General features: G+C 69.3%; 14 protein-coding genes. 8 read left to right on the top strand and 6 right to left on the bottom strand.

Annotated elements, in window-relative coordinates; all coding sequences use genetic code 11:
- Nucleotides 1-432 precede the first annotated feature (432 nt).
- The 3 genes from ACN28I_RS29620 (at nucleotide 433) to ACN28I_RS29630 (ending at nucleotide 5,849) form a co-directional block, all read left to right on the top strand.
- Entirely contained in the window at nucleotides 433-2,445 is a 2,013-nt protein-coding gene (locus tag ACN28I_RS29620; RefSeq protein ID WP_420945278.1) for a Kelch repeat-containing protein, read from the top strand.
- 222 nt (nucleotides 2,446-2,667) lie between these two features.
- Nucleotides 2,668-3,837 (top strand): Kelch repeat-containing protein, encoded by a 1,170-nt coding sequence (locus ACN28I_RS29625; protein ID WP_420945279.1) that lies wholly within the window; start codon nucleotides 2,668-2,670, stop codon nucleotides 3,835-3,837.
- On the top strand, nucleotides 3,741-5,849 hold the full coding sequence (locus ACN28I_RS29630) for a kelch repeat-containing protein (RefSeq protein WP_420948743.1): 2,109 nt from the start codon (nucleotides 3,741-3,743) through the stop codon (nucleotides 5,847-5,849). Before ACN28I_RS29625 ends, ACN28I_RS29630 begins: the two co-directional genes overlap by 97 nt.
- An 84-nt stretch (nucleotides 5,850-5,933) precedes the next feature.
- Here the strand turns inward: ACN28I_RS29630 and ACN28I_RS29635 are convergent, their stop codons facing one another.
- On the bottom strand, nucleotides 5,934-8,036 hold the full coding sequence (locus tag ACN28I_RS29635) for a hypothetical protein (RefSeq protein ID WP_420945280.1): 2,103 nt from the start codon (nucleotides 8,034-8,036) through the stop codon (nucleotides 5,934-5,936).
- 287 nt (nucleotides 8,037-8,323) lie between these two features.
- Here ACN28I_RS29635 and ACN28I_RS29640 point away from each other — a divergent pair, with 287 nt between their 5' ends.
- On the top strand, nucleotides 8,324-10,948 hold the full coding sequence (locus ACN28I_RS29640) for an SBBP repeat-containing protein (protein WP_420945281.1): 2,625 nt from the start codon (nucleotides 8,324-8,326) through the stop codon (nucleotides 10,946-10,948).
- Between the two features lie 9 nt (nucleotides 10,949-10,957).
- On the opposite strand, the gene ACN28I_RS29645 is transcribed toward ACN28I_RS29640, so the two are convergent.
- From ACN28I_RS29645 to ACN28I_RS29660, 4 genes are all read right to left on the bottom strand, one after another.
- Nucleotides 10,958-12,829: an ABC transporter substrate-binding protein gene (locus tag ACN28I_RS29645; RefSeq protein WP_420945282.1), complete on the bottom strand. Its 1,872-nt coding sequence runs from the start codon at nucleotides 12,827-12,829 to the stop codon at nucleotides 10,958-10,960.
- A complete protein-coding gene (locus ACN28I_RS29650) occupies nucleotides 12,826-13,122 on the bottom strand; it encodes a hypothetical protein (protein WP_420945283.1) in 297 nt (98 codons plus the stop codon). Before ACN28I_RS29650 ends, ACN28I_RS29645 begins: the two co-directional genes overlap by 4 nt.
- Nucleotides 13,123-13,181: 59 nt before the next feature.
- The gene (locus ACN28I_RS29655) at nucleotides 13,182-14,240 is read right to left on the bottom strand and encodes a hypothetical protein (protein ID WP_420945284.1); all 1,059 of its coding nucleotides are present in this window, start codon (nucleotides 14,238-14,240) and stop codon (nucleotides 13,182-13,184) included.
- Between the two features lie 637 nt (nucleotides 14,241-14,877).
- Nucleotides 14,878-15,129, bottom strand: coding sequence for a hypothetical protein (locus ACN28I_RS29660; RefSeq protein ID WP_420945285.1), 252 nt, complete (start codon nucleotides 15,127-15,129; stop codon nucleotides 14,878-14,880).
- Between the two features lie 70 nt (nucleotides 15,130-15,199).
- Between ACN28I_RS29660 and ACN28I_RS29665 the strand changes: the two genes are divergently transcribed.
- Both ACN28I_RS29665 and ACN28I_RS29670 read left to right on the top strand, forming a co-directional pair.
- Nucleotides 15,200-15,769: a hypothetical protein gene (locus ACN28I_RS29665; protein WP_420945286.1), complete on the top strand. Its 570-nt coding sequence runs from the start codon at nucleotides 15,200-15,202 to the stop codon at nucleotides 15,767-15,769.
- 149 nt (nucleotides 15,770-15,918) lie between these two features.
- Nucleotides 15,919-17,754: a bifunctional metallophosphatase/5'-nucleotidase gene (locus ACN28I_RS29670; protein WP_420945287.1), complete on the top strand. Its 1,836-nt coding sequence runs from the start codon at nucleotides 15,919-15,921 to the stop codon at nucleotides 17,752-17,754.
- A gap of 7 nt (nucleotides 17,755-17,761) precedes the next feature.
- On the opposite strand, the gene ACN28I_RS29675 is transcribed toward ACN28I_RS29670, so the two are convergent.
- The gene (locus tag ACN28I_RS29675) at nucleotides 17,762-23,050 is read right to left on the bottom strand and encodes a trifunctional serine/threonine-protein kinase/ATP-binding protein/sensor histidine kinase (protein ID WP_420945288.1); all 5,289 of its coding nucleotides are present in this window, start codon (nucleotides 23,048-23,050) and stop codon (nucleotides 17,762-17,764) included.
- Nucleotides 23,051-23,235: 185 nt separating this feature from the next.
- On the opposite strand from ACN28I_RS29675, the gene ACN28I_RS29680 reads away from it, so the two are divergent.
- Together ACN28I_RS29680 and ACN28I_RS29685 are read left to right on the top strand one after the other, a co-directional pair.
- Nucleotides 23,236-24,660, top strand: a complete 1,425-nt coding sequence (locus tag ACN28I_RS29680; protein WP_420945289.1) for a hypothetical protein — start codon at nucleotides 23,236-23,238, stop codon at nucleotides 24,658-24,660.
- A gap of 51 nt (nucleotides 24,661-24,711) precedes the next feature.
- Nucleotides 24,712-25,335, top strand: a complete 624-nt coding sequence (locus ACN28I_RS29685; RefSeq protein WP_420945290.1) for a Uma2 family endonuclease — start codon at nucleotides 24,712-24,714, stop codon at nucleotides 25,333-25,335.
- Nucleotides 25,336-25,344: the final 9 nt, after the last annotated feature.

Below are 25,344 nucleotides of genomic sequence, written 5' to 3' on the forward strand. Positions count from 1 at the left end.
ACCATGGCAGCAAGCAGTCCGTAAATGGTTAGGGCATTGGCTTGGATCAGCCTCTCTGCATTCCGGAAGAACATTCCTGCCCTCCGTCATGCCGCTGGACCCTTGACAGCCTCCCCCTCTTTTTCAAACTCGACACAGCAAACGCTTACGAAACGGAAAAATCCATTCACTGCAGGTGAAACCCAACGGCTGTCATGTAAAAATCGCCTCCGCGCCGCTGCTGGGCGGCAAAGACCTGTCTGCGGAGGAACACCGATGCATTCGAAGACTTGGAGGGAGCTGTGCCTGGGGGCCGGGCTCTACGCGGCCACCCTGGCTGGCTGCGACGCGGAGTCAGTCCGCGCACCCGCCGTCCTGGCGAACAGGACGAACGAGCTCACGGCATCCTGCGAGACCGCTCCCCCCAGTGTCACGTGGAGCCTAACGGATAGGATGGTCGAACACCGGGCCCTTCATTCCGCTATCACCCTGCCCGACGGCCGGGTGCTCGCCGCCGGGGGCTTCACCCACTCGGCGGAGCTGTACAATCCGGCGACGGGTACCTGGAACGCCACGGGCCAGGCGAGCATGGCCCGGTCCTACCACACGGCCACCCTGCTCCCCTCCGGTCAAGTCCTCTTCACGGGAGGCTCTAGCAGCGGCCTTGGGGCCACAACCGAGCTGTACGATCCAACCACTGGCTCCTGGCGTACGACCAACAACATGAGCACGAGCCGCCGCTCCCACACCGCCGCGGTGTTGCCCTCGGGGCGCGTGCTCGTCACTGGAGGCATCGACGCGAGCGGCAACCCCCTGGCCTCCGCCGAGCTCTACGACCCGGCCACCGGCTCCTGGAGCGCGGCCGGGAGCCTGGCCAGCGCGCGCAGCCGGCATGTCGCCGTCGTACTGGCCTCGGGGCGCGTGCTCGTCACCGGAGGCACCGGCGCGAGCGGCAACTCCCTGGCCTCCGCCGAACTCTACGATCCGGCCACCGGCTCCTGGACCTCCACCGGCGGCCTGCGCGTGGGCCGCGCGCAACCCGCGGCCGCGCTGTTGCCCTCGGGCAAGGTGCTCGTCCTCGGCGGCCTCGATTCGGCTGACAACTCCCTGGCCTCGGCTGAGCTATACGACCCGGCCACCGGCTCCTGGCAGCCCACCGGCGACATGCTCCACCGCCGCAGCCAGCACCACGCACTCCTGCTGCCCTCGGGCCAGGTGCTGGCCACAGGCGGGTATGACCCTTGGTTCGGCATCCTCGCCTCCACTGAGTCGTACGACCCAGCCACGGGCACCTGGTCCGCCAGCGCCTCCATGGTCGAGCGCCGTTACCGGCACGCCCTCACGCTGCTGGCCGATGGCCGGGTGCTCGTCACGGGTGGCCATGGTCCCGGCAACCAGCTCGTGCGCGCCGAGCTGTACGACCCTGATGCGGGCACCTGGGTTTCCGCCGCGAGCCTGGCCACGCCGCGCTACCGCCACACCGCCAACCGCCTCCCGGATGGCCAGGTGCTTGTCACCGGCGGTTTTGGCGACAGCGGCCCGCTTGCCTCCTCGGAGCGATTGGCTCCGTCCTCCGGAGCCTGGTCCGCCGCGGGGAACATGAGCACCCCCCGTTATGCGCATACCGCCACCCTCCTGCCCTCGGGCAAGCTCCTCATCGCCGGAGGGCTCGCCGCCTCCTCCCTGCGTTCCGTCGAGCAGTACGACCCGCTCACCGGCACATGGACGAGCACGGGCGACATGCTGCTCCCACGCCACTATCACACGGCGACGCTGTTGGCGGATGGCCGGGTGCTGGTGGCCGGCGGCAATGAGTCCTCACGCCTCGCGGAGCTGTACGATCCGGCCACCCGCGTGTGGACGGGCGCTGGCAACATGCTCACCGCTCGTCGTTATCACGCGGCAACGCTGCTGCCGGACGGCCGGGTGCTGGTGAGCGGCGGCTACGGCGTCTCGCAGACCGGGCAGCCCGCCACCCCCCTCCACAGCGTCGAGGTGTACGACCCGGCCACCGGCTTCTGGTCCGCTCCCTACAGCATGCGCATGGGCACGCCGCGCCTGGACCATACGGCGACGCTGCTGCCGGACGGGCGGGTGCTGGTGGCTGGCGGTTACGGCTCCCCCGGCGTGGGCCAGTCCGCGCGGGTCCTGGAGACCGCCGAGATATACAACCCCTCCACCGGCTCCTGGATGCCCACCCGCGCGATGCTTGCCCCCCACCGCAACCACACGGCGACGCTGTTGGCGGATGGGCGGGTGCTGGTGGCCGGCGGCACGGACGAGGCCGGCATGCAGACCTCGGCGGAGCTGTACGACCCCGCAACCAGCACCTGGACCCCCACCCCCTGCATGACCCTGCAGCGCCGGTACCACACGGCCACCGTGCTGCCTTCGGGCCGGGTGCTCGCCATCGGTGGCGAGCAGGACTTCAACCCGCGCGCTTCCACTGAGCGCTACCACCCCTGACATCCCCACGCGCGCTTCACGCCGGAGCAATCCCTCGCGGCGAGCCCTCCCGCTTCAAACCCTGTCATGCCTCATGGGAGTGCTCCCGCCCTGGGGGATGTCCGCGCAGCAACGCCCATCGGCGCAAACCCTCTCATACTCCTTGTGAAAACCGTTCCTCCACCTGACGATGGCCTACTCGATCGCCCATACGGGGCTCGATACCAGGACGAAGGGTCCACCATGCATCGAAAAGCCATCACCGCACTGCTCTGTCTCGCGGGTCTCTGCGCCACCCTGGCTGGCTGCGGCAGCGGCACGCGCCAGGAATCAACCTCCCTCCCCTGGACAGCCGCGTCGCTGGCGGCGTGCCCAGCCGGCCCCAGCTACACGCCTGTCTGGGCGCCCACGGGCAACATGGGTTCGCCTCGCCAATGGCATACCGCCACCCTCCTGCCCGACGGCAAGGTCCTCGTCACCGGCGGCGCGAGCTCCACCGCCGGGCTCGCCTCCACCGAGCTGTACAACCCGGCCACCGGTACCTGGACGCCCACGGGCAACATGGGCACGCCCCGCGGCCAGCACACCGCCACCCTCCTGCCTTCCGGCAAGGTCCTCGTCACCGGCGGCTCGAGCTCCACCACCAGGCTCGCCTCCGCCGAGCTGTACGACCCGGCCACCGGCACTTGGACGCCCACGGGCAACATGGGCACGCCCCGCGGCCAGCACACCGCCACCCTCCTGCCTTCCGGCAAGGTCCTCGTCACCGGCGGCTCGAGCGCCACCGACTCGGCCGAGCTGTATGACCCGGCCACTGGCACCTGGACTCCCACCGGAAGCCTGGGGGAGCCCCGCGCTGGATTCACCGCCACCTTGCTGTCCTCGGGCCGGGTGCTCATCACGGGAGGCACGAACAGCTACGGCAGCCAGCTCGCCTCGGCCGAGTTGTACGATCCGGCCACCGGCGCCTGGGCTCCCACCGAGGACATGGGGGAGCCCCGCGCTCTGCACTCGGCCACCCTGCTCTCCAATGGCAAGGTGCTCGTCGCGGGTGGCTCCATTGGCAGCACTTCCCTGGCCTCCGCCGAGCTGTACGACCCGGCCACCGGCTTCTGGATGCCCGCCGGCACGATGAACAGGACACACTCCGGGCATACGACGATACGGCTCCCCTCGGGCAAGGTGCTCCTGGTGGCGGCACGCTCCGAGTCCCTCACCTCCGGCTCTATGACCCGGCCACCGACACCTGGATGCCCACCAGCATCCCGAACGAGCCCCGCTTCCCCGCCTCCGCCACCCTCCTCGCCTCGGGCAAGGTGCTCCTCGCGGGAGGAGAGGGCGCCTCCGGCCTGCTCGCCTCCGCCGAGCTGTATGACCCCGACGCCAAGACCTGGACGCCCACTCACACCCTGAATACGGCCCGCAGCCTTCCCACCCTCACCCCACTGCCCTCGGGCCAGCTCCTCGTCACGGGCGGGCAGGGCAACGACGCGCCGCTCGCCTCCGCCGAGCTCTATGACCCTCCCACGGGCACCTGGACTCCCACCGCGGACATGAGCGCGAGCCGGACCTGGCACACCGCCACGCGCCTCACCTCCGGACAGGTGCTCGTCGCCGGAGGGTTCAACTACGTCTCCAGCAACCTGTCCTCGGTGGAGCTGTACGACCCGGGCTCCGGCACCTGGACTCCCACCGCCAGCATGGGAACCCCTCGCTCCTCCCACGCCGCCACGCGCCTCGCCTCCGGGCAGGTGCTCGTCACCGGGGGATTCGAGAGCGACACGCTCGCCACGGCCGAGCGCTACGACCCGGCCACCGGCACCTGGGCCGCCACGGCCCCCATGAGCGTCCCCCGCCAGAGCCACACCGCCACCCTGCTGCCCGACGGCAGGCTGCTCGTCGTGGGTGGCACCCACTGGACTGATGGCGCGCGCTCCAGCGCGGAGCTGTACGACCCGGCCACTGGCACCTGGACCCCCACCGCCAGCATGACCGTCCCCCGTTACCTGCATACCGCCACCCTCCTGCCTTCCGGCAAGGTGCTCGTGGCCGGCGGCAACGACACGGAGGAGGGCACTGTCGCCTCGGCGGAGCTGTACGACCCGGGCACCGGCACTTGGACGGCCGCCTCCAGCATGACCCTTCCCCGCTCCTCGCACACCGCCACCCCGCTGCCTGATGGTCAGGTGCTCGTCGCGGGGGGCGAGGGGCTCTACCCGTACTCCAGCGCCGAGCTGTACGACCCTGCCACCCACACCTGGTCCCCCACGACCGATCTGGCCGAGCTGCGTGCCGGGCACGCCGCGGCCCTGCTTCCCTCCGGGCAGGTGCTCGTCGTCGGAGGCAATGCCCAATCCATTCCCATCGCCTCCGTCGAGCTGTACGACCCGGGCACCGGCACCTGGACGAGCGCCGGAGACATGAACAAGGCCCGCCGCGACCACACCGCCACGCTGCTGTCCGGAGGCGCGGTGCTCGTGGTGGGGGGAGATGACGGCGCCGGCTCCCTCGGCTCCTTCGAGCTCCATGACCCGGCCACGGGAGCCTGGACCTGGAATGCGACCGCTTCGCTGACCACGCCCCGCTATGGCCATACCGCGACGCTCCTGACCACCAGCAAGGTGCTCGTGACGGGTGGAATCACCGCCTCCGCCTCCGGCCTGAACAGCATCGAGCTCTATGATCCGGCCACCCAGGCGTGGACCACCGGCAACATGAGCACGCTGCGCCGCTACCACACCGCCACCTTGCTGTCCGACGGCAAGGTGCTCGTCTCTGGTGGCAACGACTCCATCCGCACCGCCGAGCACTATGACCCGGCCACCCACTCCTGGTCCTCCGCCGGCAGCATGAGAGCATTCCGCCGCTACCACACCGCCACCCTGCTGCCCGACGGCACGGTGCTCGTCTCCGGCGGCTATGGCACGACCAGCACCGGCGTGCCCCCCAACAACCTGAGGACGGCCGAGCGCTACAACCCCGTCACCAACACCTGGGCGGCCACGTCGTCCTCCATGAGCACGACGCGCTCCAACCACACCGCCACCCTGCTGCTCTCCGGCAAGGTCCTCGTCACCGGCGGCTTTGGGGGCCCGGCCGCGGCGACCCTCGCCTCCGCCGAGCTCTACGACCCCGTCGCCAACACCTGGAGCTCCACCGGCAGCATGGCCTCGCCCCGCCGCTACCACACCGCCACCCTGCTGCCCTCCGGCAAGGTGCTCGTCGCCGGCGGTCACGACGGCAGCAGCTCCCTGACCTCCGCCGAGCTGTATGACCCGGACACCGGCACCTGGACGTCCACCGCGTGTCTGACCCAGGCTCGTCACCATCACACCGCCACGCCACTGTCCTCCGGCGAGGTGCTCCTCATTGGTGGAGAGGATGAAATGGGCAGACTCTCCTCCGCCGAGCGCTACAAACCCTGACGAAAAGCAGCGGGGTTCCGGGACGCCGCGCCGTCCCGGAACCCCGCCTCCTGCTGGAGGGTTTTCAGCCCTCCAGACAAGTCTTCAGTGCAGCGGGATGCTGTCGGGCACCAGCGTGAAGGAGCGCGACGTGTAAGCGGTACCAATCCACTGGTAGCCGTCCGTCACGCGCACGCTCACACTCAGCCCCATGGTGACGTTGGCGATGTTGCAGGTGCCGATGACGTCCTGCACCGTCGTCACCTTGGGCGGATTGGCGTCCACCACCTTGCCGCTCTCGGAGATCACCCCATGGCCACCACCACGGATGCTCAGGGAGTAGTCGGCGTTGTTGTTCGGGTGGAAGACCTTGTAGTCGACCAGGAACTCGTCCGTCTTCGCCTTGTACTGCAGCGCGCCGCAGGTGGGCGTCTGCTCGCGTCCGCCGATGACGGGCAGCTTCAGGGACACGCTGGCGTTGTTGTTGTCGATGAGCACCAGCCGCTCGTAGGACAGCCCGGGCATGGGCTTGCCGGCCCCATCGAAGAACGTCACCTCCAGCTTGGTCAGCCCGTTCTTCACCTTGCGGCTGTTGAGCACCGCGCCCAGGTACGCGTTGTACCAGAGGTCATTCGGGACGCGGAGCGGGTAGAGGCCCGAGAAACCGCCCATCGTGAGCTGCGACATGGGCGCCTGCTCCCAGAGCGCCAGCGACCGGTTCCACAGGAGGTCCGTGAAGCCGCCCGGTACGGAGACGATGGTGCCATCCTCCTGGATGAAGCGCACCCGGTAGTAGCGCGCTTCCGCCAGGTAGGCATCCTTGTGATTGATCATCAGGTGGAGCGTGCCGCCGAACGGCACGTTCTTCACCTGGAAGAAGTAGCTGGTGGTGGTGGTGTCCGCGCGGCCCGCGTTCGGACTGGCCTCATCCTGCTCGATGAACTGGAAGGGGACGTGGCCGATGCCCATGACCAGGATGCCCGGGTCCACCGGGAGCTCCATGGCCAGCGTGCCGATCTCCTCGTCGCTGACGATGAAGAGGCCACGCGTGGTCATCACCATGACGCTCTGGGAGCGCTTCGGAGCCGCGGTCAGCACCGGCTCCGCGGCGAGGGTGGGGGCCTCCAGGTCACGCAGGCGGATCACCTCGCTGGAGTCCAGCTGCGACAGGTAGATGGCCGTGTGCTCGGCATCCGCCCACTCGAGGAGGCCGCTGGCACCGAACTCGCTCCTCAGCACCTTGTGCAGGGTGCCCTTGCCCTCGGAGTCGATGTTGATGCTCAGCAGGCGGCCCGTCTTGCCGGAGGTGGCGTCCACCGCCATGTCCGTGACGTACGCCCGGGTGCCATCCGCGCTCAGCAGCAGGCCCGTGGCGCTGGTGAGACCGGTGTACACGAGCTCCAGCGGCGCCCTCACCGCCGTGTTGATGCGCACGCGCAGGAGGGCATCATTGTTGACGATGTACAGGTAGCTGTTGTGCAGCGCGAGCTGCCGGGGATTGTTGCGCGTGGGCTCCTTGGGCCATTCCGCCACGATGTAAGCCGTGGACACCGGCTTGAAGAACCGCGAGCCCGCCGTCTCATCACGAGGCACGCGGTACACCGTCCCCACGTCGCGCCCAGCCACCTTGCGCAGGGCGGAGACGTAGGCCACGGTGACGCCATTCTCCACCGCCAGCACCAGATCGCGCGGGTCCTGGTAGCCGAAGCCCACCGGCATGATGTGATTGTCGAAGCGGTAGGCGGCCCACTCGAGCTTCGTCTTGCCCTCCGCGGTGTCCTTGAAGACGCGCAGCTTGGCGAAGTTGCCATTGCTGGTGGCGACCGCGTAGGAGTTGCCCGAGGTGGACCCGCCGGTCTCGGGGAAGCCGGAGTCCCCGTAGACGAGGTCCTTCAGGGACTCCGCGTCCGTGTCGTAGCGGGGGATGCGCGCCAGGCCCGACGACATGTCCGGGAAGAGCTCCACCCCATCCCAGTGGATGTCCGGAGCACCATCACCATCCAGGTCCATCCCGTATGCTCCCGACGCGTCGTTGGGCAGCTCCGCGACGCCGCCCGAGACGAGCGCGTACGGCGTGATGCGCCACTCGTTGATGAGGCCGGAAGCGTTCGTCGGGTTGTTGCGCTCGAGGAAGTAGATGTACTCCGAATCGGGCAGGCTGTCCGCGCCACGCCCGCCAATGATGCTGTCGATCTTCGTGTATGACATTGCGACCTCCGTGAGTGTTGCGAGGCCATGATGTTGTATGGGTCTGACATTTCCGGGCCTTCGGACTTGCAAAGTCTTGCAGGTAGAAGTGTGCCCGGCGGCGCGTACGAGCGCTGGAGAGCAGGGCCCGGTGACCCGGTACTTGAAAGGTATTGGTAATAAAAGACACGTGCTCATGGGACGTGCACTACATGCCTTGCAGGGGGCCCCGGGTTTGGTCAGTCTTCACCCGCAGTCAAAACCGTTCCCCTCGTGGACGGTACGTCCAACACGGACTGGAGCGACACATGCGCAGCTGGTGGAAGAACGTGGGCACGGCAGCAGCGGCCCTCGCACTCGGAGTCGTCAGTGGGTCCTTGACAGCATCGGCTTCAATCACCGAGCCACCCGGCTGGAGCCGGTTGTTGGGCACCAGCGGGCATGACCAGGCCGTGGCCGTGGCCACCTCCTCCAGCGCCGTCTTCACCGCGGGCTACACCGGTGGAGCGATGCCAGGGAATTCGAATGCGGGTGGCTTCGACGTCTTCCTCACCCGGCACACCGAGGGCGGCTCACGGGAGTGGCTCCGCCAGTTCGGCACCTCGAGCAATGACTACGTGACGGGGCTCGCCGTGCACGACCGGGACCTGACCGCCGTCTCCCTCTACGTGACGGGCTACACCGGCGGTGCCCTCCACGGCAACCCGAGCGCTGGCGGACAGGATGCCTTCCTCGTGAAGCTCGACGCGGCCGGCACCCGCCTCTGGACGCACCAGCTCGGAACCAGCGCGGGAGACTATGCCCAGGGCGTGGCCACCGATGCGGACGGCCATGTCTATGTCACCGGCTACACCTCGGGCGCCCTGCACGGCAACCCGAGCGCTGGCGGGCAGGATCTCTTCCTCGTGAAGTACGACGCCTCCGGCGCTCGCCTCTGGACGCGTCAGCTCGGCACGGCGCAGAACGAGCAGGCCCGCGGCGTGGCGGTGGACGTGGAGGGCCACGTCTACGTGGCGGGCTTCACCTGGGGCGGCCTGGACGGCAACCCGAGCGCTGGCGGGCAGGACTTCTTCCTCGTGAAGTACGACGCCTCCGGCGCCCGCCTCTGGACGCGCCAGCTCGGCACCAGTGGCCATGACGTGGTCCAGGGCGTGGCCACCTCGCGGCGTACCACTGGCGAGGTGGACGTCTACGTGGTGGGCCGCACCGCGGGTGGCGCGGACGGCCGCGGGCTCGACGGCAACCCCCAGCTCGGCGACTACGACATCGTCGTGGTGCGCTACGACGCCTCCGGCACCCGCCTCTGGACGCGCCAGACGGGTACCCGCGCGGAGGACTCGGCCTCGGGGGTGACTTCCGACGGAGCGGGCAACGTCTACGTCACCGGCTCCGTGAGCCGTGACCTGGAGACGGGCACCGCGCTGGCCGGCAACGACCTGGTGCTGCTCAAGTACGGCCGCGACGGTACCCGGCGCGCGGCCCGCCAGCTCGGCTCCACCGCCGCCGCGAGCACCCCCACCCCCAGTGACTGGGGACTCGCCGTCGCAGCGGATCTCGGCACCGGCGTCTACGTGGCGGGCTTCGCCGAGGGCGGGCTCGGCGGCACCGCAGGCGCGGGTGGCAAGGACGCCGCGCTGGTGCGCTACACCGACGGCTGCGAGCGTGACACCCCGGGCCAGTGCCGCCTGGCCTATGGCTGGGGCCGGAAGAGCGCCTCCTGGAGCCGCCAGCTCGGCACCGCCTTCGAGGACGGCGCCGAGAGCGTCGCCAGGGCCAGCGACGGCAGCGTCTACCTCGTCGGGCAGACGCTGGGGAGCCTGGAAGGAAACACCCACCAGGGCGGCCAGGATGCCCTCCTGGTGAAGCACGACGCCTCCGGCAACCCCGTGTGGATGCGACAACTCGGTACCCCCGAGGACGACTCGGCCCAGGGCGTCGCCGTGAGCGGGGACGGTCTCGTCTACGTGGCCGGCACCACCTCTGGAGCGCTCGAGGGAGAGGCGAGCGCCGGCAGCCTCGACGTGTTCCTCGCCTGCTACGAGGCCTCGGGCACACTGCGCTGGGCCCACCAGTTCGGTACCAGCGGCTTCGATGGCGCGATGGGCGTGGCCACCGACGCGAGTGGCCGCGTCTACGTGGCCGGCACCACCGATGGCTCCCTGGAGGAGGACGGGACGGCCACCGGGCTCGGGGGGGGAGACCTCTTCCTCGCCAGCTTCGAGGCGGACGGCACGCTCCGATGGGTGCGCCAGCTGGGCACGGAGGAGGCCGAGGCCACCGCGGGGGTGGCCGTGGGCCCTGACGGAGCCATCTACCTCACGGGCCATACCGCCGGGACACTCGCGGGGGCCAACCAGGGCGGCTGGGATGTCGTCGTCGCCCGCTTCGACGCGGATGGGACACGGCGGTGGGTGACGCAGTACGGGACCTCCGGGGATGAGTACACGGCGGGTATCGCGGCGGTTGCACCTGGACGGGTCCACGTGACGGGCTCCACCACGGGCGCGGTGCCGGGATACAGCAACGCTGGCGCGGAGGATCTGCTCCTGCTCTGGCTGGACGCGGCGAGCGGACACGTGGACCGCGTCCTCCAGACGGGAACGAGCGGGACCGACATCGCGGGTGGGCTCGCCGCCGACCGGGTGGGCAACTCCTTCCTCGTCGGGAGCACGCAGGGAATCCTCTCCGGAGGCACCAGCCAGGGTGGACAGGACATCGTCCTCCTCAAACACGACGCGAGCGGTGCGCTCCAATGGCAGTGCCAGCAGGGCACCCCCATGGACGAGCACGCCCGAGGCCTCGCCGTCGATGCCGCCGGCGACTTCACCCTCGCCGGCAGCACCTATGGCACCTATGGGGACAACACGAGCCAGGGCGACCTGGATGTCCTCCTGCTGCACCACGCCACGGCCGGAGCCTCGCCCTGCCCCTGAGGGCGCGCCTCACTGCTTGAGGTACCAGAGATATGCGCTCCCGTTGACGTCCGGGCCCGCCGGGTCCCGCTCCAACAGGCCCGGCACCTGGACGTGAAGCTGTTCTCCGGAGGTGGAGGGGACACGCGTCAGGGTCCACTCACCCAGATCCCTCAGCCGCTCGAACCAGGCGTCGTCGTAGGGCATGACGGCGAGCTGGAGCTCCTGTTGCTCCACTCGCTCCCCCAGCCGATCCCGATCCGGCACTCCCAGCACGGTGATCCGGTCCAGCCGCGGCGCTCCCCGGAAGTGGCCGCGGAAGGCGCGCAGCACCACCCGCTCCGGCGAGAAGGATTCCACCCGGAAGGGTCCACAGCCCACTGGTCCGCGGCCGAAGCCCACCGGGTCCGCCTCGTACGCCGATTGCGGCACGATGCCCATGGTCAGCAGCGGCTCGAGCGCATCCGGTGCCCACAAGAGGAACTTCACCCGGGGCCCGTCCAGGAGGACCTCGTGGACACGCATCATGGACTCGATCCAGGGCGACTCCACCGACCACAGCCGCAGGAAGGAGAAACGCACGTCCTCGGCCGTCACGGGGGAGCCGTCGTGGAAGCGTACGTCCGGGCGCAACGTGACGGTGACCGAGTAGACACGAGCCCCTGCCACCTCCACGGGCGTGGGAGGCGTCCAGGACGCCGCCAGATCCGGCACCAGGGTGCCCGTGGCATCGCGGCGTCCCAGGCCACGGAACACCAGCCCGAGGACGTTCGAGCCATCCACGGGGCCCACGAGCAGCGGATCCAGCGTGGCGGGCACCCGGTAATCGCCCACCACGAGCGACTGCAGGGGCCGCACCTCCAGGGTACGGCTGAAGGAGAGCGCGGCCCTGTCCAGGCCGGGCAGCACGTCCGCCACGTCCGCCACGAAGCGCACCGTATGGTGCCCCGCGGGGAGCTTCAGCTCGCGGCGCAGGACGCTCTCGGTGGAGCGCTGTCCCGGCTCCAGCGGTCCATGCGGCAGCACCAGCCCGAGCACCCCGTCCACGGACCACTGCACGGAGAAGGCGCGTGTGGGGATGGTGCCCCGGTTCGCCAGCACCGCCTCCACCTGCACGGGCTCTCCCTCCAACGGAGCATCCGTGCCCGTGAGCACCTCCTCCACGCGCAGGTCCAGGGTGGTGCCCTCCCACACCACCACGTTGGTGGGCTGGGCGTTCATCACCACGAAGACGAGGCCCATTCCGAGCACCTCCGCGGGCGCCTCCACCGTCAGCCGCGAGCCGCTCCACTCCAACACCTTCGCCTTATACCCGTGAAACATCACCTGCGCGTCCGCAGGCCGCGTCGCGCCGAAGTTGCCGCCCTCGAGCACCACGTGGCTGCCCGGCGCTCCCCTCCCCGGCTTGAGGGCCGAGACGAAGGGCAGGCCCCGCCAGAAGCGCAGCCGTGTCTCGGCGATGCCGGATTTGCGGCTCACCTCCGACAACATGGCGGACGTGCGCGTGTAGCGCAGCAGATCGTCCACCGAGTAGATGGCGATGGCGTTGAGGGCCTTGAGCTCCTCGGGCGTGATACCTGGCAGCGTGCTCAACGGCGCGGAGGTGGTGGAGTCATCCAGCGGCTTGCGCATCCCGGCGAGCTGGCTCTCCAGCACCTGGGCGAAGTCCAGCTTCAGCAGCGTGTCGCTGGTGCCGCCTGGATCCAACGAGCGGAAGAAGAGGCGCCCGTCCGGCGCGCGCCGCATCGTCACCTCCACGTCGAAGGCGATCTTCTTGATGGCGAAGGAGACCTGGCGCGCGTAGGACTTGAGGGCCAGTGTGTCCTCCGCGCGGTCCACCTCCGCGGAGATGGCGTCCACCAGGTCCGCCAGCTGCCACTCCACGTTGTCATCGGAACTCATGGGTCCTCCGACGGCTCGGGCACGAGGCCCGGCCGGACTCCAAGGGTGATGCTGACGCGGCCGAGGCGCCCGGCGGTGGGCGTCTCGCGTGCCGACGGCAGCGACAGGATGAGGCGGGCCGGCTCGTGCTCGGGATCCGGTCCGGCGGCCCTCAGCCGCAGGTGCGCGGGGAGGTCCAGGTCCACGTCCGTCACGTGGAGCATCAACGCGGCGTCCTCGGACTCGCGCTGGAGGGAGGGGGCCAGGTCCTCGAAGAGCAGGGACAGCAGGTCACCCAGGGTGATGTCAGCCATGGCGGGAAAGGCCCGGAGGCCGGCGGCACGAGGGCCACCGGCCTCCTGGCGCGAGAGGCTCAGACGATGGGATCGTCCTTGATGAAGGGCGGGAAGGACTCGGTGCGGAAGTTGATCTTCACCTGCCCGATGATCTCCGCGCTCATCGTCACCGAGTCGAACGAGCGCTCGTCCATGGTGGACACGCTCACGTTGCTGGAGCCGTAGGAGAACCCGGAGCCGAAGCGGCCGCCCCCGTAGCGCGCGCTCACGCCCCACCCGCTGCTCTGCGCATCGTAGCGGCTCGTGGAGGAGATCTCCTGCTCGGTGGCGTTCACCTTGAAGGTGAGCCTGGACAGCAGCTCGCCATTGGTGACGACGATCCGCGCCATGCCCTCGCGCGCCATGGCCCGGAGGTGCTCGATCATGCTCTTGGCGAGCTGCCTGCTCACCGCATCACGGGCCTTGTTGACCCAGTCCTCCGTGAAGGACTCCTGGGTCGTCTGGATGTCCTCCTCCACGAACGTGAACTCCGGCGAGGCGTTCTTCACCTCCTTCACCAGGGCGTCGGCCACGAGGATCAGATTCTCGCGAGCCGTCTGCTCGGGGATGCCGAGATCGTCGTTCTTGGGGGTCCCGACGAAGACGTAGGTGTGCCGCACGCTGGTGCCACCCAGACCATCCGGGTAGGTGCCGGAGAGGTGCTTGGTGATGTCCGCGGGGGTGACGTGGTCGGCCTCGAAGTCGACGAGCGTCTTGGCCAGTTGCGCCACCATCTCGGAGTACGCCTTCATCTGCTTGATGGTGGCCCCGACGATGGCGTCGAAGGTGCCGTTGATGAGGCCCGTGGTGAACTCCACGAAGCCCAGCTCCTTCACCTGCTTGATGGCGGCCGTGGCCTTGGAGACGGAGTCCGGCCCGTCGAGCAGCGCCGCGGGGCCCTTCGCTCGCAGGGTGAGATCCTTCATCGCGCCGTGCACGGCCTCCCCCACGGCCTGGCGCACCTCCCGGCGCTGCTTCGGGTTCTGGATGCCCGCCACCGCGTCGTCGATGGCCTTGGTGAGCGGCCCGAGATCCTTCTCGAACCCGGAGTCCGCCTTGCCCTGCGCCTTGCCGCGTGTCTTGGTCTTCTTGTCCATGGATGTATTTCCTTGCTGATCCAACGTTGAAGTGACACGTCGCGAGCGACCAACCGTGCGCGGGAAGACGGCTCCCCCGACTCTCGGAGGACCAGACGGACCCCATACGGAGCAGACCCACCTGGCGTGCGATGGGTCCACTATGAACGTGGGGTCTGACATTCCGTAAATGATATGTCACCCCATTCATCACACATACAAGAGGGGTGTATTGACATCCAACTGGGAGTGGGCAATCACCGTCAGGTAATGAGGGACATCGCTACCCTACTGCTGAAGAGTGGTGCACCTCCTCCTCGAGCAACAGCTCCCCCCAATCATGATTTTGTCTGATTTGTCCCCAGATGGAATTCAAACTTGCATCATGCGAGACCTCGACCGCATGAACGATTCATGTCCGAGCTACGGCATCGATGCCAATGCCTGTAAATCATCGCCAAGGCTGGCGGGCAGACACTGGTGGACCTCGTCTCAGTCACTCATCAATACAAGAAGGTCTAAAGTCTGAGCATGAGCGGAGGGGCTATGTGTCCTGGTGCGGCGTAACTTCCATCCCGGCTTCCTCCTGCTCACGCAACTGGCCGGGGAGTCCCGCACCCAGACCGCGTCCGGGTAGCGCGCTTCTCCTCCGCGGCGCTCAGGCCGCGGACCGGTCCGGGTCCGCCGATTCGAACGGGAGGAAGCGATCCGGGTACGGCAGGGCGGCGGCGTCCACGTCGGCGCGGAGGATCTCCCGCATCAGCCGCTCGCGTCCGAAGAGCTGGTAGTACTCGGGCATTCCATCCACGAGGCCTCGCGCCACCAGCGGCAGCAGCCGCTTCGCCAGCGCCAGCCCCGGTGCGTCCATCTGGCTGCGCGCGAAGTACACGTGGCCCACCTCGTCCACCATGATCTGCGCGAACAGCGCCTCGATGCGCGCCAGCGGCTCGGGCTGATCCCCGAAGAGCTTCCCGCGCCTTGTGCAGCAGCAGGTGGAAGAACGCCACGCCGCAAATCTCTCCGCAGAAGATGATCGGATAACCCATCGTCTTCGGCAGCCGCGCCATCGCCTTGATGATGAATTGCTGGCCGAGGGTGGGATTGAGCATCTCCATCTCGAGGCCAATCACCCGCAGCGCGTCCCGCAGGATTCGCGTGTGATAGAATTCCTCGATTCCGATGTACGTCAGCGGATTGTCCGGATCGCCATCGCGCTCCGCGTTGCCGATCCGATGGGCGTATTCGACGCCAAAGCGCTCGCCCCGGTTGGTCTTCGCCACGCACAGCGCCCAGAGCGTGGCCTCATCGAGCTTCTCCCCGGGCCGGTATTGCGCATGGTGGCGGTTGAACACGTCCTGGTGGACCACCGGCGCTCCGGTGCGGCGCACGGGCCGCTGCTCGAGGTTCTGGTAGAACGCCTCGCGGACCGAGAAGGTGTGGGTCCGCCACTGGGGCTCGCCGTCGCGTCCGCGCAGGTACGCGAGGTAGCGCCGTTGGAAGTCGGTCTTCTGGGCGGGAGACAGGGGCGTGAAGAGGTCGGTCACGCCTGAAGGCTGCCAGCGCGCCGGGCGGCCCGTCAAACGAGCACGGTGGAACAGGTCCCGCTCCTGTTGATTGCAAGGAGGCAGGGGGCCTCATAGGAGAGGCGCGCCCGGCGGCGTCACTCCGGGCCTCTGGTTTTCCTCCGAGGTCACCTCCCATGTCTCCGCGTCTTCCCGCCAGTTCCCGCCCGCTCCTTCCCCTGCTGGGCGCCTGTGCCTTGCTCCAGCTCACCGCCTGCGACGATCCCGAGCCGCGGCCGCCGCCCGTGGACACCTCGCCGCGCACGGTGCGGCTGATGCAGACGAGCGATCTGCACACCAACCTCTTCCCCTGGGACTACTTCACCGGCAAGGCGGACCCCCAGCGCGGTCTGTCCAAGGTGGCCACGCTCGTGAAGCAGGCGCGCGCGGAGAACCCGGACTGCAACCTGCTCATCGACACGGGCGACACCATCCAGGGCACGCCCCTGGGCACCTACTACGCCCTGGTGGACAACGCGCCCCAGCACCCCATGGCCGTGGCCATGAACGAGCTGCGCTATGACGCCATGGCGCTCGGCAACCACGAGTTCAACTACGGCCTCGGCGTCCTCTCCAAGTTCAAGGGCGAGGCCAGCTTCCCCCTGCTCGGCGCCAACATCCGCCAGAGCGACGGCGGCGGCGAGGCCTTCACCCCCTACCTGCTCAAGGACGTGTGCGGGGTGAAGGTGGGCATCCTCGGCCTCGTGACGCCCGGCGTCACGACGTGGGAGCGTCCGGAGAACATCCCCGGCCTGCGCTTCGATGATCCGCTGGAGACGGCCCGCGTGTACGTGCCGAGGATGCGGCAGGAGGGCGCCGACGTGGTGGTGGTCGCCATCCACAGCGGCCCGGACAAGCAGCCCACCGGCAGTGCCAGCAACCCCGCCTCCTGGTTGAACGACTACGCCGACCCCGCGAAGTGGGCCGACCGCGGCAACCTTCCCGGCGAGAACCAGGCGGTGCAGATCGCCCAGCAGATCGAAGGCATCGACGTGCTGCTCACCGGCCACACCCACCAGCCCATCCCGAAGATGCTGCTGAAGAACGGCCAGGGCCAGGACGTGCTCCTCATCCAGCCCAACCGCTGGGGCAGCCACCTGGGTCTGGTGGACCTGTCGATCGTCCACGCGGACGGCCGCTGGAAGGTGGAGGGCAAGGACTCGCGCCTGCTCGAGGTGAACGCCGGCGTGGAGCAGGACGCCCGGGTGACGCAGCTCACCCAGGTGCACCACGACACCACGCTGAACTACGTGAGCGCGAAGCTCGGCACCACCCGCGCCGCCTTCACCGGAGGCTATGCCGCCCGCTACGTGGACAGCGCCCTGGCCGATCTCATCAACACCGTGCAGGAGGAAGCCGCCGAGGAGAACGGCCACCCGGTGGACTTCTCGCTCGCCGCGCTCTTCACCGACGAGGGCATGCTGCCCGCCGGGGACATCACCCTGCGCGACGCCTACAGCATCTACATCTACGACAACACGCTGTATGTGATGGAGATCAACGGCTCCATCCTGCGCCGCGCGCTGGAGCTCAACGCCGGCTACTTCGCCCAGTGGAACCCCAGCGCCCCGCCGGATGCCTCCAGGCCCGAGTCGGCCAAGGTGGGCAACGTGCAGAACTACAACTGGGACCTCTACTCGCGCATCGAGTACGGGTACGACCTCACGAAGCCCGTGGGCTCGCGCCTCACCCACCTGCGCTACAAGGGCCTGGACGTGCGGGATGATCAATCCTTCCGCATCGCCATCAACAACTACCGGGCCAGCGGCGGTGGCGGCTACGCCATGTTCAAGGAGGGCACCGTGCTCTGGACCTCGGCCGACGGGGTGCGTGACTACGTCGCCCGCTACATCCAGGGCCACCCCCACCTGGACCCCACCGACGTGAACACGTGCAACTTCTCGCTCACGCCGGACCTGTATGGCTATTACTTCCAGGCCTCGCTCGGCCCGGTGAAGTGCTCGGCGCCGTAGCGAGTCGCTACTGAAGTGGGAGCTCCAACGTGGCCGTGGCACCCTTGCCCGGCCCGTCACTCTCCAACTGGAGGTTGCCCCCCAGCAGCTGCGCGGCGAGCGCGCTCGAGTGCAGGCCGAATCCATGCCCATCCTTGCGCGTGGTGAAGCCGTGCGAGAAGAGCCGGTCGCGGATGTCCTTCGCGATGCCCACGCCACTGTCCACCACCTGGATGCGGGCCTTGTTCCCCTCGATGGAGAGCCGCACGATCATCCGCCGCTCTCCCTCGGGCATCTCGTCCAGCGAGTATTTGGCGTTGCTCACGAGGTTGATGAGGATTTGCAGCACCTTGTGCCGGTCCACGCGCACCTTGCGCGAGTCCTTCAGCTCGCGGGTGACGGTGACGCCGTGGCGCTTGAGCGCCGGCATCTGGATGCGCATCGCATCATCCACGAGCTCCGACAGCTCGCACTCGTCGATGAGCAGCGCCGTCTTGGCGTAGGTCTGCTGCACCTGGACGATGGAGCGGATGTGCTCGACATGCCACCCCATCTCCAAGAGGCCGTCGCGCACCTTCCCCTGCTCCTGGAGGAGCTGCTCGGTGAGCGCGGAGAAGTAGTCCGGCATCTGCAGCCCGCGCGCATCGTGGGTGAAGAACTCCCCCAGGCGCCCACGGTTCTCCTCGAACAGCGCCGACAACTGCTTGAGCCGGTTGACGCGGGAGGCGGCCACCGTCTCGCGCAACACCTCGAGGTTGACGACGGCGCTGGTGAGCACGTTGCCCACGTTGTGCAGCACGTTCGAGGCCACCTCGGACATGCCCACCGCGCGCGCGGTGTCCACCAGGCGGCCCTGCGCCTCCCTCAGCTCCCGCGTCCGCTCCTCCACCCGCGCCTCCAGCTCGTCATTGGCCCGGCGCAGGGCCGCCTCGGCGTGCTGCACCTCGGCGTACAGCCGCGCGTTCTCCATGGAGATGACGGCCTGCGAGGCGAGGTGCTCCAGCAGCGCGCGGCGATCCGGGGTGAAGGCCTCGGCCGCCAGGTTGTTCTCCAGGTACAGCACGCCGTAGAGGGCCTCCTGGCGCAGCAGCGGAAGGCACAGCACCGAGCGGGCCCGGCCGCGCCGCAGGTACTCGTCCGCCGGGAAGGGGTGCGCCCGGCTGGCGTCGCCGATGAGCACGTCCTCGCGCGTGCGTTTGACGTAGGCGATGAGCGTCCACGGCAGCTCGGCCGGCGCGCCCTCGGGAGGCAGGAGGATGGGATCCTCCGGTGACTCGCCGGAGATGGCCATCACCCGGAGCGTGTCCCCCCGCACCAGCAGCAGCGCACCGCGCTGGGCCCCCGCGTTCTCGATGGCCACCTGCATGAGCGTGGTCACCAGCCGCTCCTGGACGATCTCCCCGGAGATGGCCCGCTGCGCCTTCACCACGGTGAGCGCGTCGATCTGCGACGAGTCCGTGTCATGCGAGGACTCGCGCTCCGCGCACGCCGCGAGCGCCAGCTCCGGCCACCGGGACTCCAACTGCTTCACCTTGCCGTGGGCGCCCCAGCGCAGGTACGCCTCCCGGGCCCCTCGGGCATACGAGTCGGCGATCGTCGGGAAGCGCCGCGCGCGCCAGAAGTTCGCCGCCAGCTCGCTCGCCAGCGCGACGTTCTGGAGGAAGCCATGCTCCCGGGCCGATTGGATGGCCTCCTCATATGCGCTCATCGCCTCCTCGCTCCGGCCCGTCACCCGCGCCAGCTCCCCGGAGAGCATCCGCTCGGGGGCGAGGAAGTTCCCGGGGCCATGGCCCGCCCATTCCGCGAGCTGCCGCTGGTGCCCGCGCAGCTCCTCCAGCCAGCGCTCCCGCTCCCCGGGCGCCGCTCCCGGCAGGCTCGCCGCCAGCGTCAGCCCCCGGTACAGGTGGAAGTCCAGGAGCTGGATGTGGCCGATGGAGGTCCACAGCAGCCCGGCGGCCTTGTCTCCCGCCGCACGCGCCTCCTCGTACGCGCCGCACATGTAGCGCGCCTGCATCTTGAGGATCCAATACCAGCACCGCATGGTGCTCATGCGATCCGGCGTGAGCGAGGCCTCGAAGGCCTCCTCCTCGAAGTCCTCGCCACTCAGCGTGTCGAACGAGCGCGTGAGCCCGCGCATCTGCTGTACGTAGCGCTGCGAGCCGCGGATGACATCCAGCACATCCTGGAAGCCGGCCCGGCGCACGAAGTCGTAGCGGGCCACCGACTCCGCATGCACCTCGTCCAGCGGCTGGCCCAGCATGAGGCTGTCCGTGACGATGTGGTTGCAGCAGTAGCAGGCCGCCTGGAAGTCCCCGGCCAGCAGCGCGTGATGGAAGGCGCTCCGGATGAGCTCCAGCGAGCGGGCCATCGGCTGCGTCCAGGGGTTGATGATCTGCAGGCTGTAGAGCGCCATGCCCCGGTACGCGGAGAAGCCGTGACGCTCCACGAGCGCGCAGGCCAGCTCACCGAAGGCATGCCCCTCCCGGTACTTCTTGAAGGCATGGCCCAGCACCAGGCCGTACCAGGAGTAGCCGATGACGGCCGCCTCGCTGTTGCCATGCCGAAGGCTCAGCGACACCACCCGGCAGAGCTGGAGGATGAGCAGGTTGTTGTCGGTGCAGCACGCCGGGGTGAACAGGGCCGCCAGCACCCCGAGCACCGCCTTCATGTCCGGATCGCTCACCAGGGGCAGCTCCAGGAGGCTCTCGATGGAGCGCTCCCCCATCAGGGCCTGCACCTCCTCCTGCGCGGCCACCACCTCCTCCCACGAGGGGCGCGGCGGCAGGTGCATGCCCAGCGACTCCAGGCCCTCCAGCAGACACGCCACCGCCTGGTCGATCTGCCCGGCCCCCATGAGCAGCTCGCCCTTGAGGCGGTAGACGGCCGCGATGTCCGCGCGGCTCCTCGTCCGGGAGAGCAGCACCTCCACCAGCCGGCGCGCCCCGGCGGCATTGCCACTCATCAGCTCGCTGGCCGCCCAGTCCAGGCACATCCGGAAGGTGAGCGAGGGGTCCACCGTCCACGGGTCCCCCGGCAGCAGCTCGAAGGCCACCTTGAAGTACGTGATGGCCGAGCGGTGCGCCGCCGAGCTCCGCGCCTTCCAGCCCGCTTCCGCGTTCAACCGCGCCACCCGCAGGCGCTCCTCGGGCGTGTCGAGCAACTCCGCCCCGGCGTTGAGCTGCCCCACCACGTCGAAGAGCTTCTCGCGCAGCGCCTCGGGCGTCAGGCCCGCCAGCAGCAGGCGGCCGATGCGCAGGTGCACGGCCTTGCGCTCCTGCTCGGGGATGAGCTCCTGCGCCGCCTGCTGGATGCGATCATGCAGGAAGCGGAAGTGCTCCGGGCCGCTGCGCGCCAGCATGCCCTCCTGGAGCGCCAGCTCCAGGTTCTCCTCCACCTCGAGCGGCTCCAGGCCGGCCACGAGCGCCAGCAAGGGAAGCGCGAAGTCATTGCCCACGCACGCCGCCAGGCGCAGCAGGAACCACGTCGCCTCCGGGAGCTGGCGCAGCTTGCCCACCATGAAGTCCACGACGTTGTCGCAGTACGCCCGGGCCCGGACGCCCTCGGCATCCCACCGCCACCGCCCCTCCGGCAGGCGCGCCAGCAGCCCGTCCTGGTGCAGCGTCATCATGAGCTGGATGAGGAAGAAGGGATTGCCCCCCGTCTTCTCCAGGACGAGCGCCGAGAGCGGCACCGTCACGTCCTCCCCCGCCCCCGGCAGCGCGTCGGCGATGAGCCGCCGGAGCTGCGCGAGGCTCAACGGCTCGAGCCGCACACCGGTGAGGCGTGCGTCCGTCTTGCGCAGCTCCTCCAGCATCAGCATCAGCGGGTGGGACGGGCTGACGTCGTTGTCGCGATAGGCCCCCACCCACAGCACGGACGGCACCTCCGGGCCCCCCAGCAGGTGCTGGATGAGCCTCAGGCTCGCCAGGTCCGCCCAGTGGAGGTCATCCAGGAAGATGACGAGCGGGTGCTCGCGCGTGGAGAAGACGCCGAGGAACTTGCCGAAGACGCGGTGCAGGCGGTGCTGGGCCTCGGCGGGCGGCAGCTCCGGGAGGGCCGGTTGCCGGCCCACGACGAGCTCCAACTGGGGCACCAGGTCCACCAGCAACTGGCCCTGGCCTTCCCACGCCTCGTGCAGCCGCCCGCGCCAGGCCGCCAGCTCCTCGTCGGTGCCCGCCAGCAGTTGCTGCACCAGCCCGCGGATGGCCTGCGCCAGCGTGGCGTAGGGAATGTCCCGCTGGAATTGATCGAACTTGCCCTGCAGGAAGAAGCCGCGCCGCTCCACCACCGGCCGGTGCAACTCGTGGATGACGGAGGACTTGCCGATTCCCGAGTAGCCGCTGACGAGCACCAGCTCCGGCCGCTCCCCGCGCGCCGTCCGCTGGAAGCTCTCGAAGAGGGTGGCCACCGGGGCCTCGCGCCCGTAGAGCCGCTGGGGCATCTGGAAGTGGTGGGGGAAGTCGTGCTCACCCAGCGGGAAGACGTCGCGCTCGCCCCGCAGCAGCCGCTCCCGGCACCGCTCCAGGTCCGCCTTCAGCCCGTCCGCGCCCTGGTAGCGCTCCTCGGCGGCCTTGGCCAACAGCTTCATCACGATGGCCGACAGGGCCCGCGGCACCGACGCGACGAGCTCGTGCGGCGGCGGGGGATGGCTGGCCAGGTGCGCGTGGAACCACCCGAGCACGTCCTTCGCCTGGAAGGGCAGGCTGCCCGTCAGCAGCTCATAGAAGGTGACGCCCAGGGAGTAGAAGTCCGTGCGGTAGTCCACCACCCGGTTCATCCGCCCCGTCTGCTCCGGCGACAGGTACGCCAGCGTCCCCTCGATGAGGTGGGGCACCGCCGCGTCCACGTGCTCCACCCGCTGCAGCGTGGCGGAGCCGAAGTCGATGATGCGCCCCTCCCCTTCCGGCGTGAGGATCAGGTTGGAGGGCTTCAGGTCCTTGTGGATGACGCCGCGCCGGTGGATCTCCCCGAGCGTCGAGGCCAGCGACATGGCCAGCGAGAGGAAGGCGGTGAGCTCGAGCCGCTGGCCCACCCGCGTCGACAAGGGCTCGCCCTCCACTTCCTCCAGCAGCAGCACGGGGCGCTCCTGGATGAGCTCACAGGCATGCACGCGGGGCACCCCCCTCACGTCCCGGAGCCGCTGGAGGATGCCGTGCTCGCGGCGGTAGCGCTCCCACTCGCGCGGGCCGGGCGAGGGCTGCGCCGGCGTCTTGACGATGACGGGCCGGTTATTCGTCCCACACACCGCGTGAAAGAGCAGGTTCGCGCCCGTCGCTCGCAACGCGCCGCGCAGGGTATGGCCGGGGATGTCCATCATGAAGGGTTTGGCCTCAAACGTCCGCGGCGGCCCCCTCGCCCCGGGAAGGGGCGGCGCCCCCTGGAGAGGAACCTTGGCGGCATGAATCGTTGTGACCCCAAGCTGTGCCACGATTCGAGAGTGTTCTGCAATGGACATGACAGGGCGCCCGGTGCGCTACGCTGAGCGTGCGAGTGAGGAGGGACATGAGGCACGACGAGCACATCCGGGAGCAGGCGCAGCTGGCTCGGAGCCTGGCCGCTGAGCGGCGGGGCCTCTTCGAGCAGGTGCCGTTCGCCCGGGAGCTGGAAAGGACACCGGCGGCGCTGGAGCGCATCGCCCGGCCGGTGGTGGCCGTGGCCGGCAACGCCTCGGTGGGCAAGAGCACCCTCCTGAGGGCCCTGGGCTCGGACGTCCCCTGGAAGTGGCTGGAGGTGGAGTCCGGCGGCTCCGGCGAGGAGGGAGGCCTGAGCGTGGGCGAGCTGGCCGAGCACTGCCTGCTGGTGCTCGCCGCGGAAGCGCCCCCGTCCCAGGAAATGCTGGCGTGGCTTCAGCAGCTCGCCGAGGCGTTCCCCGAGGACTCGCTCCAGCTCGTCCTCACGCGCTGCGATCTGCTCCCGGAAGGGCTGACTCCGGACGGCGCGCGGGAGCGGCTCGAGCAGGTGCTGCGGGAAGCGGTGCCGCACCGGACGCTGTCTGTCTTCACCGTCTCCGGGACGGGGGGCGCGGGGTTGGAGTCACTGCGCGAGGAGCTGGCCGGGAAGCTGGCGCGGCGGCAGCGGGGGCTGCTCGAGGAGGCCTTGAAGGACTGGAGCCGTCTGCTCGAGGACGTGCAGGCGCTGCTCGGGATGAGGGAGCTGGCGAAGCTGCGGCCGGAGACGCTCACCCGCCTCCAGGTGAGCCTGGACGAGCTGCTGCGCGAGGAGAGCCAGCGGCTGGAGGGCGAGCTGCCCCGGCTCGCGGAGGACAGCCTGCGCGAGCTGGAGCCCCGGCTGCCCGAGGCCCAGCGCCGGCTGACGCAGGCCTTCCGGGAGAAGCTGAGCGCCCGGGTGGAGCCCCGCTCGCACGCGCTGCGCCAGCGGCTCGACGCGGTGCTGGCGCGCGAGCTGGCGCGGGACCTGGAGGACAAGGACGGCGGCAAGGACGGCGGCAAGGCCACCCTGGCACTGGCGGACCGCTTCGGCCGGCTCGTCGAGCCGCGCTCGCTCTTCTTCGACTGGGGTTTCGCGCGCACGGGCGGAATGGCCGGAGTGGGCGCGGCGCTGTTGACGGGCGTGGCGCGCAAGCACGGAGGGTGGGCAGTGATGGGAGCGGCGCTGCTCGGAGGCGTGCTCGCGGGTCTGCTGGGCAAGGGCGCCAAGGTGAACACCGCCGAGGAGCTGAAGCGCGTGGTGGCCGAGCCCCTGCTGGAGGACTCGCTGCGGCGGCTGAAGCAGGCCACCGAGACGTCCCGCGCCGATGTCGAGCGCCTGTGCGGCCTGCTGCGCAAGGTGGCGGAGATCTTCTCCCCCGCCCAGGCGCGGACGTATGACCCCGAGCGCCTGGAACAGGCCGTCACCCAGGCCGAGGGCCGAAGGGAGCAGCTCGGCCGGGAGCTGAGCGAGCTCCAGTGGAAGGACAGCCGCGCCTAGTGTCTCGAAGAGAGACGGCTCCCGGCCCCGGCATTGCACGGGGAGGGCGGCATGATGAAATCCTCCCTCATGGCCACCCGCCGTCCTCCCGACTCCGAGTCCACCGAGCGAAACGCCCCGTCCGTCGAGGCGGCCTTCCAGGCAACGCCCGAGGAGATGGTGGCGCAGATCCTGGACGGTGCGCTGCACCTCAGCCCGCGCCCGGCCCGCCCACACGCCAATGTGGCGTCGAACCTTGCCGGCATCCTCATGGCGCCCTTCAAGTTCGGCAGCGGTGGACCGGGCGGCTGGGTCATCCTCTACGAGCCGGAGCTCCACCTCGGCCCCCGGCCGGACAAGCTCGTGCCGGACCTCGCCGGGTGGAGGCGCGAGCGCCTGCCACGCGCCGTGGGAGGAGACGACGCCCCGGCACACTATGCGCTCGCGCCCGACTGGACGTGCGAGGTCCTCTCCGAGCGCACGCGGCGCAGGGACAAGGGCCAGAAGATGCGCATCTACGCCCGGGAGGGCGTGCGGCACGTGTGGCACGTGGACCCGCTGGCCCACACGCTCGATGTGTTCCGGCTCATCGAGCGCGAATGGCTCCTCGTCCACTCCTTCGCCGGAGAGGAGCGGGTGCGCGCCGAGCCCTTCGATGCCCTCGAGCTCGACCTGGCGCTCCTCTGGTCCGAGTAGCGAGCGGGG

The organism is Archangium gephyra, from assembly GCF_049060025.1.
In the GTDB taxonomy this organism is placed as follows: domain Bacteria; phylum Myxococcota; class Myxococcia; order Myxococcales; family Myxococcaceae; genus Archangium; species Archangium gephyra_A.